This window comes from Pseudomonas sp. GW821-FHT04C07 (genome assembly GCF_059420325.1).
Window position 1 is genome coordinate 163016 of sequence record NZ_JBWKTM010000008.1, and the last position, 16050, is coordinate 179065.

Consider the following 16050-nt stretch of genomic DNA (forward strand, 5'->3'; position numbering starts at 1 on the left):
ACAGCCTGGCGTTTCGCTACAGTTGACCGGTAAATAGCATTGAACAATGTCCGTGCGTTATGTTGATGGTCGCTGACCCAAGAGGCCATCAACTTTACCCAGGATGGCCTCCTTGCTTGAGGTCCATCGGGTTTGCGCAAGAAAACAGCGTTCCGACCAGCAGGCTTTTCATGCCCTTGATCAAAGCAGGCATAATACGCCGCCTTCGACCGCGAAGCGCTTTTCCACGGGCTGATCCTTGAACACTCCAACACCTGCAAATCCGCTTATGACGACTCTGCGCCCCTCGGCTTGCCCGGGGTTGCTGCGTATCGTCCAGGCAGCGGACGGCGGTATCTGCCGGATCAAGCTGGCTGGCGGTTCGATCAGCGCGGCGCAAGCCTGCGCAGTAGCCGACGCGGCCGAGCGCTACGCGGGTGGCGTGATCGAGGCGACCAACCGCGCCAACCTGCAGATCCGCGGGATCGGCAGCGAGCAGACGGCATTGATCGACAGCCTGCTCGCCGCAGGGCTCGGCCCGACCACGGCGGCCGGCGATGACGTACGCAATCTGATGCTCAGCCCAAGCGCCGGGATCGACCGGCATATGCTGATCGACACGCGACCGCTCGCCGGGCAGATTCTTGCCACCCTGCAAAACCACGAACGTTTCCACGATTTGTCGGCCAAATTCGCCGTGCAACTCGATGGCGGTGAAGCACTGGTGATGCTTGAACATCCCCATGACCTGTGGCTGTCGGCGGGTGAGTTGAACGGTGAACTGCTGCTGGCCTTTGGTTTGGCGGGTTGTCCGATAGACCCACCATTGGCCGCGGTGCCGCTGGCCCACGGACATGAACTGGTGGTCGCGGTGCTGGAGCTGTTTCTTGAGCTGGCCCGCCCGGATCAGACTCGTATGCGTCATCTGCTGACGGAACTTCCGGTGGATAACTTTTTGCGGGCGTTGGCCAAGCGGGTGTCATTGATCGCGATCGCCGAATGGCAGCGGCCGCCCGCGCCGAAGCTGTTGCATCTGGGCACTTATCCACAGCGTGAAGCGGGCCGGGTCTATGTCGGCGCTGTCACGCCGTTGGGTCGCCTCGATCCGGCGATGCTGCGCGGTGCCGCGCAGCTGGCCAGCGAGTCTGGCGACGGCAGCCTGCGGTTTACCCCTTGGCAAAGCCTGTTGCTACCCGGTATCGACACAGATCATGCGCCTGAAGTGACGCAGCGCCTGCAACAACTTGGTTTGCTATGTTCGGCCGATCAGGCGCTGGCGCAGTTGATCGCTTGCACCGGCGCAAGCGGCTGCGCAAAGGGCCTGGCCGACACCAAGGGCGATGCGCTGCAACTGGCTGCGCTGTTGCAACGCCAGGGCAATGCACCGAGTGTGCATTTGTCGGGCTGCCAGCGATCCTGCGCTGCCGCACATACTGCGCCCGTCACGCTGTTGGCCGTCGCCCCCGGCCGTTACGACCTCTATTTTCGCGATGCAGGGCAGCCGGGTTTCGGCGCCCTGCATGCGCGCAACCTCACCATTGAAGCGGCAGGCGCATTGCTCGACGCCCGCCCACGGAGCCACCTTGATGCTTGATTACATCCGCGACGGTCAGGAGATCTATCGCAACTCCTTCGCGATCATTCGCGCCGAGGCCCGCCTGGACCGAATCCCGGCCGACCTGGAAAAACTCGCGGTGCGGGTGATCCACGCCTGCGGCATGGTCGATGCAATCGATGGTCTGCAATTCTCGCCTGGCGCGGGCAAGGCCGGGCGTGATGCGCTGGCGGCCGGTGCGCCGATTCTCTGCGATGCGCGAATGGTCTCCGAGGGCGTGACCCGCGCGCGTTTGCCAGCCAACAATCAAGTGATCTGTACCCTGCGCGACGAGAGTGTGCCGGACCTGGCGCGGGAGTTGGGCAACACCCGTTCAGCGGCCGCACTGGAACTCTGGCGTCCGTATCTGGAAGGCAGTGTGGTGGTGATCGGCAACGCGCCGACCGCGTTGTTCTATTTGCTGGAAATGCTCGATGCCGGCGCGCCGAAACCGGCATTGATTCTCGGCTTTCCGGTGGGCTTCGTCGGCGCCGCCGAGTCCAAGGCCATGCTCGCCGCTGATAGCCGTGGCGTGCCCTTTGTGATCATGCAAGGCCGACTGGGCGGCAGCGCCATGGCCGCCGCCGCTGTCAACGCCCTCGCTACGGAGATCGAATGATGCAGCAACCTGGACGCTTGATTGGCCTGGGCGTCGGCCCGGGTGACCCGGAGCTGATTACCGTCAAAGCCCTGCGCCTGCTGCGCGAATCGCCGGTGGTGGCGTACTTTGTCGCCAAGGGCAAGAAGGGCAATGCCTTCGGCATCATCGAAGCCCACCTGCAAGACGCGCAGACGTTACTGCCGCTGGTCTATCCGGTGACCACCGAAGCACTGCCCGCGCCGTTTTCTTACGAGCAAGTGATCAGCGATTTCTACGACGCTGCCAGCGAGGAAGTCGCCAAGCATCTGAATGCCGGTCGCGACGTGGCGGTGATCTGCGAAGGCGATCCGTTCTTCTACGGCTCTTACATGTACTTGCATGATCGCCTGGCTGAACGCTACGACGCCGAAGTGATACCGGGCGTGTGCTCGATGCTCGGCGGCGCTTCGGTGCTGGGTGCGCCGTTGGTGTATCGCAATCAGAGCCTGTCGGTGTTGTCCGGCGTGTTGCCGGCCGAAGACCTCAAGCGCCGTTTGGCCGATGCAGATGCTGCGGTCATCATGAAGCTGGGGCGCAACTTCCCCAAGGTTCGTCAGGTACTGGAAGAACTCGGGCTGGCGGATCGGGCGCTGTATGTCGAGCGTGCAACCATGGCCAACCAGAAGATCGTGCCACTGGATCAGGTTGAGCCAATGTCCTCGCCGTACTTCTCGCTGATCATTGTTCCCGGCGAAAGGTGGCAAGGCTGATGACTCGTTCTGCACCGGCAATTGTCATTCTGGGCAATGGCAGCCTCGCCACTGCGCGCAAGATCCAGCAGCTGTACCCGCAGGCCATGATCCACGGCCTGGCCGAGCGGGTTGAAGGTGCCGACCGGACCTATCACGAGTTCGGTGCAACCTTGCGCCAGCTCTATCAGCAGGACACGCCGATCATCGCCTTGTGCGCAGCCGGGATCGTGATCCGGACTCTGGCGCCGCTGCTATTGGAAAAAGGCGCCGAGCCGCCGGTACTGGCCGTCGCTGAAGACGGCAGTGCCGTGGTGCCGTTACTCGGCGGGCTGGGAGGGGTGAACGTCCTTGCGCGAGAGATTGCGGCCGGATTGGGTGTTGCGGCCGCCATCACCACCAGCGGTGAATTGCGCTTCGGTACCTGCCTGCTCAATCCACCCAGCGGCTATGCCTTGGGCGATCTGGAGTCGGGCAAGCGCTTTGTCTCGGACCTGCTCGCGGGGGAAAGCGTGCGTATCGAAGGCGCAGCTCCCTGGCTGGCCCAGGCGCAGCTGCTGGAAGATCAACACGCCCGGCTGGCGATCCATGTCGGTTGTGCCGAGCGTGAGCCCGCGGCCAACGAACTGCTGATCTACCCGCGCAGTGTGCTGGTGGCGGTGAGCGCCAGTGTGGCGGATCTGGTAACAGCCATTCGTGCGGCCCTGCACGAATCGAAGATTGCCGTTCAATCGGTTGCGTGCCTGTTGGCGGCCGACACGGAAATGGCCAGCCCTCAGTTGCGTGAAGCCGCTCTCCAATTGAGTGTGCCACTGCGTTTTGCAACCGCTGCCGCCAGTGTCAGCGAGCTGGCGCAACACGCGGTCCCGCAACTGCTGCCGCCACTGAGTGTCGGCAATGGCATTGCGATAGCCGTCGCCAATCAACCGCTGGACCCTTTGCAGATCGGTCGCGCCCGTGGCCGTCTTGCGGTCATTGGTCTAGGTCCAGGTGCTGCCGAACTGATGGTGCCGGCAGTCAAGGCTGAGCTGGCCAAGGCCAACGATGTGCTCGGTTATGAAACTTACGTGCGCATGGCCGGGCCGTTCCGCGCCGATCAAGTGCTGCACTGCACCGACAACCGCGAAGAAATGCAGCGCGCCCGACATGCCTTCGAACTGGCCGCCCAAGGCCGCTCGGTGGTTGTCGTCTCATCGGGAGATCCGGGTGTGTTCGCCATGGCCGCAGCGGTGCTTGAAGCCCTGCATGAGTCAAATGAACCGAGCTGGCACAGCGTCGATCTGGAGATCCTGCCGGGCGTTTCCGCCTCCCTGGCCACCGCCGCGCAAGCCGGTGCACCGCTGGGGCATGACTTCTGCGTGCTGTCGCTGTCGGACAACCTCAAGCCGTGGGACATCATCGAGAAGCGACTGGACCTGGCCGCGCAAGCCGACCTGGCGCTGGCGTTCTACAATCCGATTTCCCGCTCACGGCCGTGGCAGCTTGGCCGGGCGCTGGAAATCGTCGGGCAGCACCGCACGGGCGCAACGCCAGTGGTGCTGGGGCGTGATATCGGTCGCCCTGGTCAAACCTTGCGAGTGACCACCCTTGGCGAGCTGACACCCGATCAAGTGGACATGCGCACCATGGTGCTGATCGGCTCATCCACCACCTGCGTATTTGCGCGTGCAGACGGTGGTGAGTGGGTCTATACGCCAAGGTGGTATGGCGATAAACCTTAGCTGTAATTCGGCGCTATTGGCTGTCAGGCGCACATGATAAAACCTGTGCGCGCTGACAACCTGTTCCCAGGTTGGTTTGTCACCCTTCTGAGTAATAGTCAGAGTGTGGAGTGAGACTCATCTTGTTCGCTTGTAAGTTTAATTGCTCTTGATTGTATTGGTTGCCTTTCTGTATGGGTTGCTTCTTTGTGGAGTGAGTAATGTGTCGAACGAATAAGTCACGTCTGGCTGGACTTGGTTTCGTTATTTATAGTTGCGGTTGAATTATTTAATTTGTATTGCAGTCGCCGCTTTTCTCATGTGTCGAGTCTGGGGTATGTGCTCGTAATATATTGTCAAGTGTCTGGTGTGGAAGTTATCGGGTTTGGGCGCTAGCTTTAGGAGGCCAGCTAAAAAGCTGAAACCCAAACTGATATGAGTATTTAATGATGACATTTGAAATGGATGTGACCGTTCCCAGTCTTGAAGAAAGCAGGGCTTTTTTTCGTGACGCAAAAGTTGCACCACAATCTTTACGTCCCCAGGTTCTGTCGCTGAGCATGCCCTTGGTGAAACAAGGTAATGAAGACTCGGATTTACTACTTGGCAAGTATGCTCCCGCAGTAATTGGATTTGCTGATAATGTCTCGGAAAATAATAGACAGGCTGCAATGGACAGCATTCACTTTTCCGAGCGATATGCTGATACAAAAGCGGATGTCAAGAATACGCCGATTGCGTGGCATGCCCATTATCGTGAGGCAATGAAGCACTGCGGCTGGACTATGACCTCCTATAAATATGATGACCATACAACTTCCCAGACGAACGTCACGATGGAGTCCATTGTCCTGGATATTGTCAAGGTCGTTGCCGGGGCCAATGCCGCCGCAATGCTCGACTTGCTGGGCAGTGTTTTCGATACGATAAAATCTGATGATAAGCTTGTACAGATTTTCGATAGTACCAGCAAGAAGGGCAGCACGGGAGAGTTCAGGATTGTGCCGTGTTTACAGTCTCGTGGCGGTAGTGTGATTACTTTATTCCTGGCCATGGATTGCGAACTCAGGTCAAGCCAGGGTGGGGCCTGGTTCTGGAAGTGGAAGTGGTCCCGGCTTGAAATGAAAAAAGTAGCCACAATGGTTGAGCTGAATATGCGCGTTCACCTCCGAAACCAGGACCTTATGTACGCGGTGCTGGATCGGTCTTCGGAAGACTTCTTCGAAAAAGCCAAGCTCCAATAAGTAATAGTCCCGACTGGGTTGCTCGACGAGTAACCCTTTTTTGGAAAAAAATACGACTTATGGGAGCGCCGCGATGAGTGTTAATTATGATGTGATGGTGGTTGCAGGAAATCTGCTGTCGACTTCGGACGGTTTGCCGAATTCCTGGAGGGACGATGCGCTGAACGCTCTGCTTTTTTCTCAGCTGTTTGCAAGCTCCCAGGTGGATAAGTTTGATAAGCCTGAAAAGTGGTACAGGGCTCATACCAAGGCCATGGTGCAGACGAAGTGGCGTCGTACTCATTACCGGTCGGAAACCTTCGAGCCGGACAGAAAATCGATAATCACGCTTCAAGAGCTGATTCAAGAGCACTTACCGGGTTGTTTGAGCAGTTCTCAAAGGCTGAGCGTTGGGGATATGACGAGTCGCATTGCTCAGCTCCCCTGTGCTGAGGTGGTTCAGACGGTATTTCGGGAGAACGTAATAAGTACAGTGCGGACTGGAATCAGTTCGCCCGGGAAAGCTGCGATTTCAACTATCGCTCTGCAGGCAGGTTTTATCGAACAGGGTCCCATTAGCTGTTCTATATATATCAATTTCAGTACTTCTGAGGTTGTCGATATCAACCTGTTTAATCAATGTTTTTCGGGTAAAGACATTGCTGGCAAAATCAGTGTCGATTTTTCACAGCAAGAGCTGGATAAGGTGGATTATGAAAAATACAACGTGCGTGAGAAAGTGCTGAGCCGACTCTCCGGTGCACAAGACAATTTGATTCTTGCCGTGCCTTCTAACTGCATTCAACTCGACTGCAGCAAGTGCTGTACCTCCGTCACGTGCCAAAAGCACGACGAATCGACAGGGTAACGTTGTTCTCATCATTTTAGAGATCCGCGGGATGCGGACCAACATAACTCAAGGAGGGGCTGGATATGAGTAGCGAAATAGACGAATTGAACTCGCCAGAGTTTCTCGTGCGAGCTGAATATTTTAATAGTCTGGAAGCGTTGCGGCCTATTGTTAATAGAACCAGGCACTTTGCCGGGCTGCGTTCTGTCATGGGGAACCTGGCAGTACAGGCCGGTCCACAGGATGGTGCCGCTGTCTTTGGGGAGGGGGGTTGTCGCCTACGATCGTAAATTGACGCCGCAGAACCGCGAGGACTTCGATGACAGCATCCTGTTTGCGCAACTTGTCGCGGGCAGGGGATTCGATCCGGACACACACACCTTGCCCTGTGGTTTAAAGAATATGCCAAGGCGCTGGAGATGGCTGGTTGGGGTACTGCAAGCCACGCTTTTTCCGAGTTTCAAAGTCGTGAAATACAATTCACGATGGATGAGGCTATCCTGCAAATCATTGCCGCCATCGCCGGGCCGGATAAACTCCAGCTCTTGGGGCTGGTAACCGGTGCATTCAAAGCACTGGAAGAAAATGATAATGCGTTAAAACTGTTTGAATCCAGGAGCAAGAAAAGTCGCTCGAGCAATTTCCAGGTTGCCCCGTGCATTCTGACCGCCGATGGTCAACTCAGCATGGCGATAGCGTGTGTGCACTTGATGGCCAAGTCGCGTATCACGAAAGTTCTGTTCTTTAAATACTTCGGTGAGGACATAAGACTTTATCGTGCAGCGGGACGTCGCGGATTGAATCAGCGTGTCTACAATAAATTCAGAACTAAAATTCAGGATTATGTCGATAGCGCCAGGGCAAGCTATTGAAACGGGTGGGGCACTCGCCACCGGGGTCCGGCTACTCGTTGCTCTGTGCAATCACGGCTCGATGATGAATTTGCTGTTCTTGAATTTTGAGACTTCAGAGGTTGTGGAGCTGAATGTAGTTGATCAGCTTTTTTCCACTGACAGGTTCTTCTCGGGCCTGTCGGTCAGCTATTGCTCGCTGGAACTCTCACAACGAGTATTTGCGAGGCAGCGAGACCGAATGACCAGGCTGCTTGAGCCTCACCAGCAATTGTTGTCGGTAATCGCTGGGGGCACACAGGAAAATTGATGGCGACCAAAGCCGATACACGTTGAAGCTTCAATCCAGGGGGATCAGGGCCAAGCCCTGATGCATATCAGTATTACGGCACCAGATACCCTTTGACCCCGGTAAAGATAATCTGCGCTGCCAGCGCGCACACGAACAGCCCCATCAACCGACTGACGATTTGCAAACCCTGATCGCCAAGAATGCGTTCGATGCGGTTCGACAGGTAGAGCACGACGCCGACGGTGAAGCTGGCTATGGCGATGCTGAGAATGGCGGTGAGTTTGTCGTCCCAGTGCGGCTGGCTGACGCCCATGACCAGCAGAGCGCCTATAGTGCCAGGGCCGACTGTCAGGGGAATGGTCAGCGGGACGATGGTCACGTCCTGCTGCACGTTATCGGTCTGCACTGCCGACTTGCCTTGAGCCATGCCCAGCGCCGAGATGAACAGCACGCTCCCGGCGCCGATGCGAAAGGCATCCACGGTGATGCCGAACACGCTGAAAATCACCCGTCCGAACAGATACAGCAAGACGCTGGAGACCAGGGTCGCGAGGGCAACTTTCCAGGCCAGACGCCGACGTTCCTTACTGGAATAGCCACGGGTCAGGCTGATGAAGCAGGACAGAACGAAGAAGGGGCTGTAGAGCACCAGCATCTTCAGGTAAACGCTGAACAGCACGTGGAGCATGGTTGGAGCTCGCGGCGAAGGAGGGCGACGGAGAGTCTATCAGGCGTTGTGCAGTCTGTCGGCTCAGGAGGTTTGAGCCGTTGGCTGATTGTGCGAATCACGTTGCGCAACCCAATGCTCGACCAACTCGCGCAGTTGCGACAGCTCGACCGGTTTGGCCATGTGCCCGTCCATGCCGGCCTGGCGAGCGCGCTCCTTGTGTTCGGTCAGGATGTGCGCGGTCAGCGCTACCACCGGCGTGCGCGTGCGCTGATTGCCAACTTCCCAGGCGCGCAGTTGTTGCGTGGCGGAAAAACCGTCGAGGATTGGCATTTCACAATCCATCAGCACCAGATCGTAACGTTGGGCCTTCATCGCGCGCAGGGCTTCTTCGCCGTTGCTGGCGGTGTCTGGCTGCAGGTTGAGTTTGCCCAGCATGCCGCGAATCACCTTGGTCGAGATGCTGTTGTCTTCAGCGACGAGGATACGAAAATCGTGTGGCACCTTGATCGCTACAGGCACGCCTGATGGTGCGTGATAGGGCATAACGAGCCCTTTGTTGCGTTGGGTCAACTCGTCGGCCAGGGTAGTCTTGAGGGTGTAGCCAGCGACAGGTTTGGCCAGGATGCGTTTGATCCCGGAGTTGCGCGCAATGATCTTGCTCGGTGCGTTGCTGATACCGGTGAGCATGATCAGCAGAATATCGTGGTTCAGGCTCGGGTCTTCCTTGATCTTCGCGGCCAGTTGCATGCCGGTCATGCCAGGCATGTTCTGATCGAGCAGGACCACGTCGAAGTAATCGCGCAGGTGGGCCTTGGTTCGCAGCAGGGCCAGCGCTTCCTTGCCGGAAGGGACTGCGCTGACGTTCAGGCCCCATGCGCTGCATTGCTGCACCAGGACTTTGCGGCAGGTGTCGTTGTCATCCACCACCAACACTCGGGCACCTTGTAGCGGGCCATCAAGATCGGAGGTCGGGTGTTCGAGGCGTTCCGGATCCAGGGGCAAGGTCAGCCACAGCGTGCTGCCGCTATTATTGCCGCTTTTGATGCCGAACTCACCGTGCATCAGCAGGATCAACTGGCGGGCGATGACCAGCCCCAGGTTGCCACCCAGGCGCGTCGCGGAGAGAAAATTCTTGCTGTGCAGCTCGGCATGCAGCAAGGCATCGCGTTCGCTTGTGTCCATGGGAACACCGCTGTCTTGTACTGCGATGCGTAGCCGAGGTTTGGGGCTGCGTTCGTCGAGGGCGACGACGATCAGGATTTCGCCCTCGTCGGTCTTCTTCAGCGCGTTTTCCAGCAAACTCAGTAGCGTCTGGCGCAGACGTGTGGGGTCACCGCTGATCACCCGTGGTACTTGCGGCTGAATAAAACTGATCAGCTCGACGTTTTGCTGCTCGGCCTTGGCCCGGAAAATACTCAGGCAGTCTTCGATCAGCGCGTTGAGGTCGAACTGCACATCGTCCAGCTCGATTTGCCCGGACTCGAGCCTGGAGATGTCGAGAATCTCGTTGATCAAGGTGAGCAGTTCGTTGCCGGCGCTGTGGATGGTCTGCACGTAGTCCCGTTGTTTGACGGACAGTGGTGTGCCCAGCAGCAGCTCGGTCATGCCCAGCACACCATTCATCGGTGTGCGGATCTCGTGACTGATTTTCGCCAGGAACTCGGCCTTGGCGTTGATCTCGGCATTGCTGGCGGCCAGGTCGCGGCTGATGCTGAAGCGGGCTTCGGTGATGCTGCGCTGACGCTCGCTCAATGCGATGCTCATCAGCAGGCCGCTGATGCAGATGAAACCGAGCAACGTCATGATCAGACCTTGCGGAGCCACCAGGGTCAACCCCAAAAGTGCTGGCAGAATGATCAGGGTGCCAATGTTGAATATCACCATGGCCACAACGAACAGGCGTGCCGGACGGTAGCCTTTCTGCCAGTGATAAGCCGCGACGAACAGCATGCTCAGGCCGGCGAGAGCCACCAGCGCATAGGTCATGATGTTCAGCGGCAGCGTGTTGACAAAGAGCAGCAGCAAGCCGCACAAGGTGATGAGAAGGATATCGCCCAGCAACAGTTTGTTCAGCGGATGTGGGCCAAGGGGAGCGAAGAATCGGTAGGCGAACATCAGGCCGCAAGGCGCGGTCAGCAGCAAGGACAGGTAGGCGCCAGGCGTTTGCAAGGCGTGCCAGTCCGACAGCCATGGGCCAGCAAGATTGAGCAGAAGCAGCAGGCTCAGCAGCAACAGACCTTCGCAGGCGGCCAGCCACATACAGCTTCTGGAGCGCGTGTAGGCGTAGCGGGTCAGGTTATGCAGGATCAGCATCGCCAGGCAGCCGAACAGCAGGCCGTAGATCAGGGGCTGGCCTTGATCTGCTGCGCTCATGACTGCAGATTGCAGGGTGATGTAAGGGCGCAATTGGTGTTCGGAAACCAGTCGCAGGTACACATCGAGGGCTTTTTGACTTTGTGGCAGCGGCAGGATGTAGTCGCTGCTGGGCAGCGGTCTCTCGGCCTGCGGCTGAGCGTTGCCGGTGTTCACTTGCTCGATCAGCTTGTCGTCGTCGAGCACGTATAAATTAAGGTGAGCAAGATCAGGCGCGAAAATTCGCAGCAGTTGCTCGTGTTTGTCTGGCTGGAGTTTGAAGCGTAGCCATAAGGCGCCGTCAGGCTCGGCAGCGGTCAGGTGACTAAGTTCGATCGGGCTGAATTGATTGGTGTAGCGGGCAGAACGGATGTCGCTCAGTTGCAGATCGGCCGTTTCGTCAAGCAATACCGCCCAGCCGCTGCCTTGCGCGGCCTGGACCGGTAGCAAACAGAGCAGAGTCAGCAGACTGACGGTGAAGCCTATGGCAATCCTGAGCCAGCGCACGGCGAAATCCCTTCGTAGATTGATGCCAGAATATAACTATGCGCGGGGCTGGAATAGTACGGCAAGGGCCAGAAGCCCTTGCCTATCCAAATGGATAGCTTATTCCTGATTTTCGCCACGCTCGCGGGCAATGGCACGGTAGCCAATGTCCTTGCGGTAGAAGCAGCCTTGCCAATCGATTTTGGCCGCCAGTCTGTAAGCTTGCTGTTGAGCCGTATCGACGCTCTGGCCCAAAGCGGTGGCGCAGAGTACTCGGCCGCCAGCGGTGATGACCTGACCGTCTTTCAGTGCAGTGCCAGCGTGAAAGACTTTGCCTTCCAGTGTGGCCGCTGCATCCAGACCTTCAATGATCGCGCCTTTGGCGTAATCACCAGGATAGCCGCCGGCTGCCAGAACGACACCCACGCTTGGACGTGGATCCCATTGCGCTTCGACCTTGTCCAGTGCCTGGGCCAGAGCAGCCTCGATCAGCAACACCAGGCTCGATTGCAGACGCAGCATCACCGGTTGGGTTTCCGGATCGCCGAAGCGGCAGTTGAACTCGATGACTTTCGGATTGCCAGCCTTGTCGATCATCAGACCGGCATAGAGGAAGCCGGTGTAGACGTTGCCTTCCGCGGCCATGCCGCGCACGGTTGGCCAGATCACCAGATCCATGACGCGTTGGTGAACTTCGCTGGTGACCACCGGGGCAGGGGAGTAGGCACCCATACCGCCGGTGTTCGGGCCGGTGTCGCCGTCGCCGACGCGTTTGTGGTCCTGGCTGGTGGCCATCGGCAGCACGTTCTTGCCGTCGACCATGACGATGAAGCTGGCTTCTTCGCCGTCGAGGAATTCCTCGATGACCACACGGGAACCGGCTTCGCCGAAAGCATTGCCGGCGAGCATGTCACGTACGGCGTCTTCGGCTTCAGACAGGGTCATGGCGACGATCACGCCCTTGCCGGCGGCCAGGCCGTCGGCCTTGATCACGATCGGTGCGCCTTTTTCACGCAGATAAGCCAGGGCTGGCTCGATCTCGGTGAAGTTCTGGTAGTCGGCGGTCGGAATCTTGTGGCGGGCCAGGAAGTCCTTGGTGAAGGCTTTGGAACCTTCCAGCTGTGCGGCACCGGCAGTCGGGCCGAAGCAATCCAGGCCACGGGCGCGGAACAGATCCACGACACCGGCGACCAGCGGCACTTCCGGACCGACGATGGTCAGGGAAACGTTCTTCTCGGCGAAGTCGGCCAGCTGCTCCAGCGCCAATACGTCGATAGCGACGTTCTCGCACTTGGCTTCAATGGCGGTGCCGGCGTTGCCCGGGGCCACGAATACTTTTGCGACACGCGGATCCTGAGCCACTTTCCAGGCCAGGGCGTGTTCACGGCCACCGCTGCCAATGATCAAAACATTCATTTCAAAAACCTCGGATGACGCTAATTCGGGGGAAGCTGATCGTTCCCACGCTCTGCGTGGGTGTGCCTCTACGGACGCTCTGCGTCCTATGCCGTGGGACGCGGAGCGTCCCGGGCTGCGTGCCCACGCAGAGCGTGGGTACGATCAAACAGATTAATGACGGAAGTGGCGCATGCCCGTAAAGACCATCGCAATACCCGCTTCGTCGGCCGCGGCAATCACTTCGTTGTCACGCATCGAGCCGCCAGGCTGGATCACGGCAGTGATACCGACCTTGGCCGCGTTATCGATACCGTCGCGGAACGGGAAGAAGGCGTCCGAGGCCATGACCGCGCCCTGGACTTGCAGCCCGGCGTGTTCAGCCTTGATCGCGGCGATGCGAGCGGAGTTCACGCGGCTCATCTGGCCAGCGCCGACACCGATGGTCTGACGGTTCTTGGCATACACGATGGCATTGGACTTGACGTACTTGGCGACTTTCCAGGCGAAGATCAGGTCATTGATCTCCTGCTCGGTCGGAGCGCGCTTGGTCACCACTTTCAGGTCTTCGCTGCCGATCATGCCGATATCGCGGCTCTGGACCAGCAAACCGCCGTTGACGCGTTTGTAGTCCCAGGCCGGAACGCGCTCAGCCGACCACTGACCGCAGGTCAGCAGGCGCACGTTCGCTTTCGCGGCAACGATGGCGCGGGCTTCTTCGGTGACGCTTGGAGCGATGATCACTTCGACGAATTGACGCTCGACGATGGCCTTGGCGGTTTCAGCGTCCAGCTCGCGGTTGAAGGCGATGATGCCGCCGAACGCCGACTCGGTGTCCGTCGCGTAAGCCAGTTCGTAAGCCTGGCGGATACCGCCTTCGGCGTCCGGGCTGACCGCCACGCCGCACGGGTTGGCGTGCTTGACGATGACGCAGGCTGGCTTGACGAAGCTCTTCACGCACTCCAGCGCAGCGTCGGTGTCGGCCACGTTGTTGTACGACAGCTCCTTGCCTTGCAGTTGGGTCGCGGTGGCGATGCCGACTTCGGCCGGCTTGGCCTCTACGTAGAACGCCGCGCTCTGGTGCGGGTTCTCGCCGTAGCGCATTTCCTGGGCCTTGATGAACTGGCTGTTGAAGGTGCGCGGGAATTCGCTGCGACCGGAGGTCGAGAGGGTTTCAGCGGTCTGGTTCACAGTGCCCATGTAGTTGGCGATCATGCCGTCGTAGGCGGCGGTGTGCTCGAAAGCCTTGAGCATCAGATCGAAGCGCTGAGCGTAGGTCAGGCCGCCGGCCTTGAGGCTTTCCAGAACATTGGCGTAATCGCTGGCGTTGACCACGATGGCCACGTCTTTGTGGTTCTTGGCCGCGGAACGAACCATGGTCGGGCCGCCGATATCGATGTTCTCGATCGCGGTCGGCAGATCACAACCTGGCTTTGCGATAGTGGCTTCGAACGGGTAGAGGTTGACGGCAACCAGATCGATCGGCTTGATGCCGTGCTCGCTCATGATAGCGTCATCGATACCGCGACGACCCAGGATGCCACCGTGGATTTTCGGGTGCAGGGTCTTGACCCGACCGTCCATCATTTCTGCAAAGCCGGTGTAGTCCGCGACTTCTACTGCGGCCACGCCGTTGTCCTGCAGCAGCTTGAACGTACCGCCGGTGGAGAGGATCTCGACGCCCAGGGCTTCCAGCTCACGGGCGAATTCGAGGATCCCGGTCTTGTCGGAAACGCTGATCAAGGCGCGGCGGATCGGCAGGCGGGTAGTCTGGTCGGTCATCTCAATTTCCATCAAAAGCAAAGGAGTCAGCAAAAAAGGCGACCGGTCTTGCGCGGGCGCCTTTCTGGTTTGATTGAATGCTTACAGCAGATCGTACTGCTTGAGTTTCTTGCGCAAGGTGCCGCGGTTCAGACCGAGCAACTCGCTGGCCTTGGTCTGGTTGCCCTTGACGTAGTTCATCACGCTTTCGAGCAACGGCGCCTCGACTTCGGAGAGCACCAGGTTGTACACGTCCGTGACGGCAGCGCCCTCAAGGTGGGCGAAATAATTGTGCAGCGCCTTCTCGACACTCCCGCGAAGGGTCTGACCCTCTTCGCTCGGTGTATTGAGGTGCTGTTTCAAATTTACATTGTCGCTCACGGGTGTTGTTCCACTCACTAAAGTCTCGCTCATCATCGTCATGCGGCCACCCCTTCTCCGTCCCCTGTCACCAGGCTCTTGTAACGCTCGGCGAAAAACTCACGAACGTTGGCGCGCTGTGCTTCCGTATCATCCAAACGATTGAAGTGGGCGCGGAACTCCCTGGCGCCCGGCAGGGTTGCGAGATACCAGCCCACATGCTTGCGAGCAATGCGTACGCCCATGACATCCCCATAAAAGGTATGCAGCGCGGCCAGATGCTCTAGCAGAATACGTTCCACCTCGAACAGCTCCGGTGCCGGAAGTGTTTCGCCGGTACGCAGAAAATGCTCGATCTCACGAAAAATCCATGGTCGCCCTTGGGCGGCCCGGCCAATCAACAGACCATCGGCACCGGTCGCGTGGAGCACGTACCGGGCTTTTTCGGCCGAGTCGATATCGCCGTTGGCGAAGACCGGAATGGACACCGCCTGCTTGATCGCGGCAATGGTGTCGTACTCGGCTTCACCGGTGTATAGATCGGCGCGGGTCCGGCCATGGACTGCCAGCGCAGTGATTCCTGCCTGCTCGGCGATCTTCGCCACCGTCAGGCCATTTTTGTTCGCCCGGTCCCAGCCGGTGCGGATTTTCAAAGTGACCGGTACATCGACTGCGGCCACCACGGCGTGCAGGATCTCGCTCACCAAATCTTCGTCTTTCAGCAACGCGGAGCCGGCAGCCTTGTTGCAGACCTTCTTCGCCGGACAACCCATGTTGATATCAATAATCTGCGCACCCAACTCGACGTTGGCGCGGGCCGCATCCGCGAGCATCTGTGCATCACCGCCGGCGATCTGTACCGAGCGTGGCTCGGGATCACCTTCGTGGATCATGCGCAGACGCGATTTGCGACTGTTCCACAAGCTCATGTCGCTGGTGACCATTTCCGAGACTACAAGGCCTGCGCCCAACCGTTTGCACAGCTGACGAAAGGGCTGGTCAGTGACGCCCGCCATGGGAGCGAGAATCAAGCCGTTAGGCAATGTATATGGACCGATGCGTACCGCCGACATAGGGCTTCCCTGTTGTGGGGCCGGATCATTAGAGTTCGAAAAAGGGTTGGCATGATACCCGCTCTCGATGACTGGATAAAGGCTGAATTGGATAAAATCTGAACAGTTATTCTGTTATCGCCAGCGGTTTGGCTC

The 16050-nt window shown here is 58.5% G+C and carries 13 protein-coding genes; 7 read left to right on the forward strand and 6 right to left on the reverse strand.

The features are described from left to right. The first annotated feature begins 268 nt into the window (after positions 1-268). From cobG to AC07UI_RS16570, 7 genes are all read left to right on the forward strand, one after another. Entirely contained in the window at positions 269-1573 is a 1305-nt protein-coding gene (gene cobG, locus AC07UI_RS16540; RefSeq protein ID WP_494993502.1) for a precorrin-3B synthase, read from the forward strand. Continuing rightward, entirely contained in the window at positions 1566-2192 is a 627-nt protein-coding gene (locus AC07UI_RS16545; protein ID WP_494993503.1) for a precorrin-8X methylmutase, read from the forward strand. The genes cobG and AC07UI_RS16545 overlap by 8 nt, the downstream gene beginning before the upstream one ends. Further along, positions 2192-2923: a precorrin-2 C(20)-methyltransferase gene (locus AC07UI_RS16550; protein ID WP_494993628.1), complete on the forward strand. Its 732-nt coding sequence runs from the start codon at positions 2192-2194 to the stop codon at positions 2921-2923. The genes AC07UI_RS16545 and AC07UI_RS16550 overlap by 1 nt, the downstream gene beginning before the upstream one ends. After that, the gene (gene cobJ, locus AC07UI_RS16555) at positions 2923-4623 is read left to right on the forward strand and encodes a precorrin-3B C(17)-methyltransferase (RefSeq protein WP_494993504.1); all 1701 of its coding nucleotides are present in this window, start codon (positions 2923-2925) and stop codon (positions 4621-4623) included. The genes AC07UI_RS16550 and cobJ overlap by 1 nt, the downstream gene beginning before the upstream one ends. Before the next feature lie 425 nt (positions 4624-5048). Beyond that, complete coding sequence (locus tag AC07UI_RS16560) at positions 5049-5846, forward strand: hypothetical protein (RefSeq protein WP_494993505.1); 798 nt, start codon at positions 5049-5051, stop codon at positions 5844-5846. Positions 5847-5919: 73 nt separating this feature from the next. Then, positions 5920-6693: a hypothetical protein gene (locus AC07UI_RS16565; RefSeq protein WP_494993506.1), complete on the forward strand. Its 774-nt coding sequence runs from the start codon at positions 5920-5922 to the stop codon at positions 6691-6693. 401 nt (positions 6694-7094) lie between these two features. Next, positions 7095-7547, forward strand: a complete 453-nt coding sequence (locus AC07UI_RS16570; RefSeq protein WP_494993507.1) for a hypothetical protein — start codon at positions 7095-7097, stop codon at positions 7545-7547. 362 nt (positions 7548-7909) lie between these two features. Here the strand turns inward: AC07UI_RS16570 and AC07UI_RS16575 are convergent, their stop codons facing one another. The 6 genes from AC07UI_RS16575 to dusB form a co-directional block, all read right to left on the reverse strand. Continuing rightward, positions 7910-8506 carry a MarC family protein gene (locus AC07UI_RS16575; protein ID WP_494993508.1) on the reverse strand — a complete coding sequence of 199 codons (597 nt, stop codon included), beginning with the start codon at positions 8504-8506 and terminating at the stop codon, positions 7910-7912. 63 nt (positions 8507-8569) lie between these two features. Next, positions 8570-11347, reverse strand: a complete 2778-nt coding sequence (locus tag AC07UI_RS16580) for a hybrid sensor histidine kinase/response regulator (RefSeq protein ID WP_494993509.1) — start codon at positions 11345-11347, stop codon at positions 8570-8572. 99 nt (positions 11348-11446) lie between these two features. Continuing rightward, on the reverse strand, positions 11447-12742 hold the full coding sequence (purD, locus tag AC07UI_RS16585; protein ID WP_494993510.1) for a phosphoribosylamine--glycine ligase: 1296 nt from the start codon (positions 12740-12742) through the stop codon (positions 11447-11449). A gap of 153 nt (positions 12743-12895) precedes the next feature. Continuing rightward, a complete protein-coding gene (purH, locus tag AC07UI_RS16590; protein WP_494993511.1) occupies positions 12896-14503 on the reverse strand; it encodes a bifunctional phosphoribosylaminoimidazolecarboxamide formyltransferase/IMP cyclohydrolase in 1608 nt (535 codons plus the stop codon). A gap of 81 nt (positions 14504-14584) precedes the next feature. Then, positions 14585-14905 (reverse strand): DNA-binding transcriptional regulator Fis, encoded by a 321-nt coding sequence (gene fis, locus AC07UI_RS16595; protein WP_494993512.1) that lies wholly within the window; start codon positions 14903-14905, stop codon positions 14585-14587. Next, positions 14902-15915 (reverse strand): tRNA dihydrouridine synthase DusB, encoded by a 1014-nt coding sequence (dusB, locus tag AC07UI_RS16600; protein ID WP_494993513.1) that lies wholly within the window; start codon positions 15913-15915, stop codon positions 14902-14904. The genes fis and dusB overlap by 4 nt, the downstream gene beginning before the upstream one ends. Positions 15916-16050: the final 135 nt, after the last annotated feature.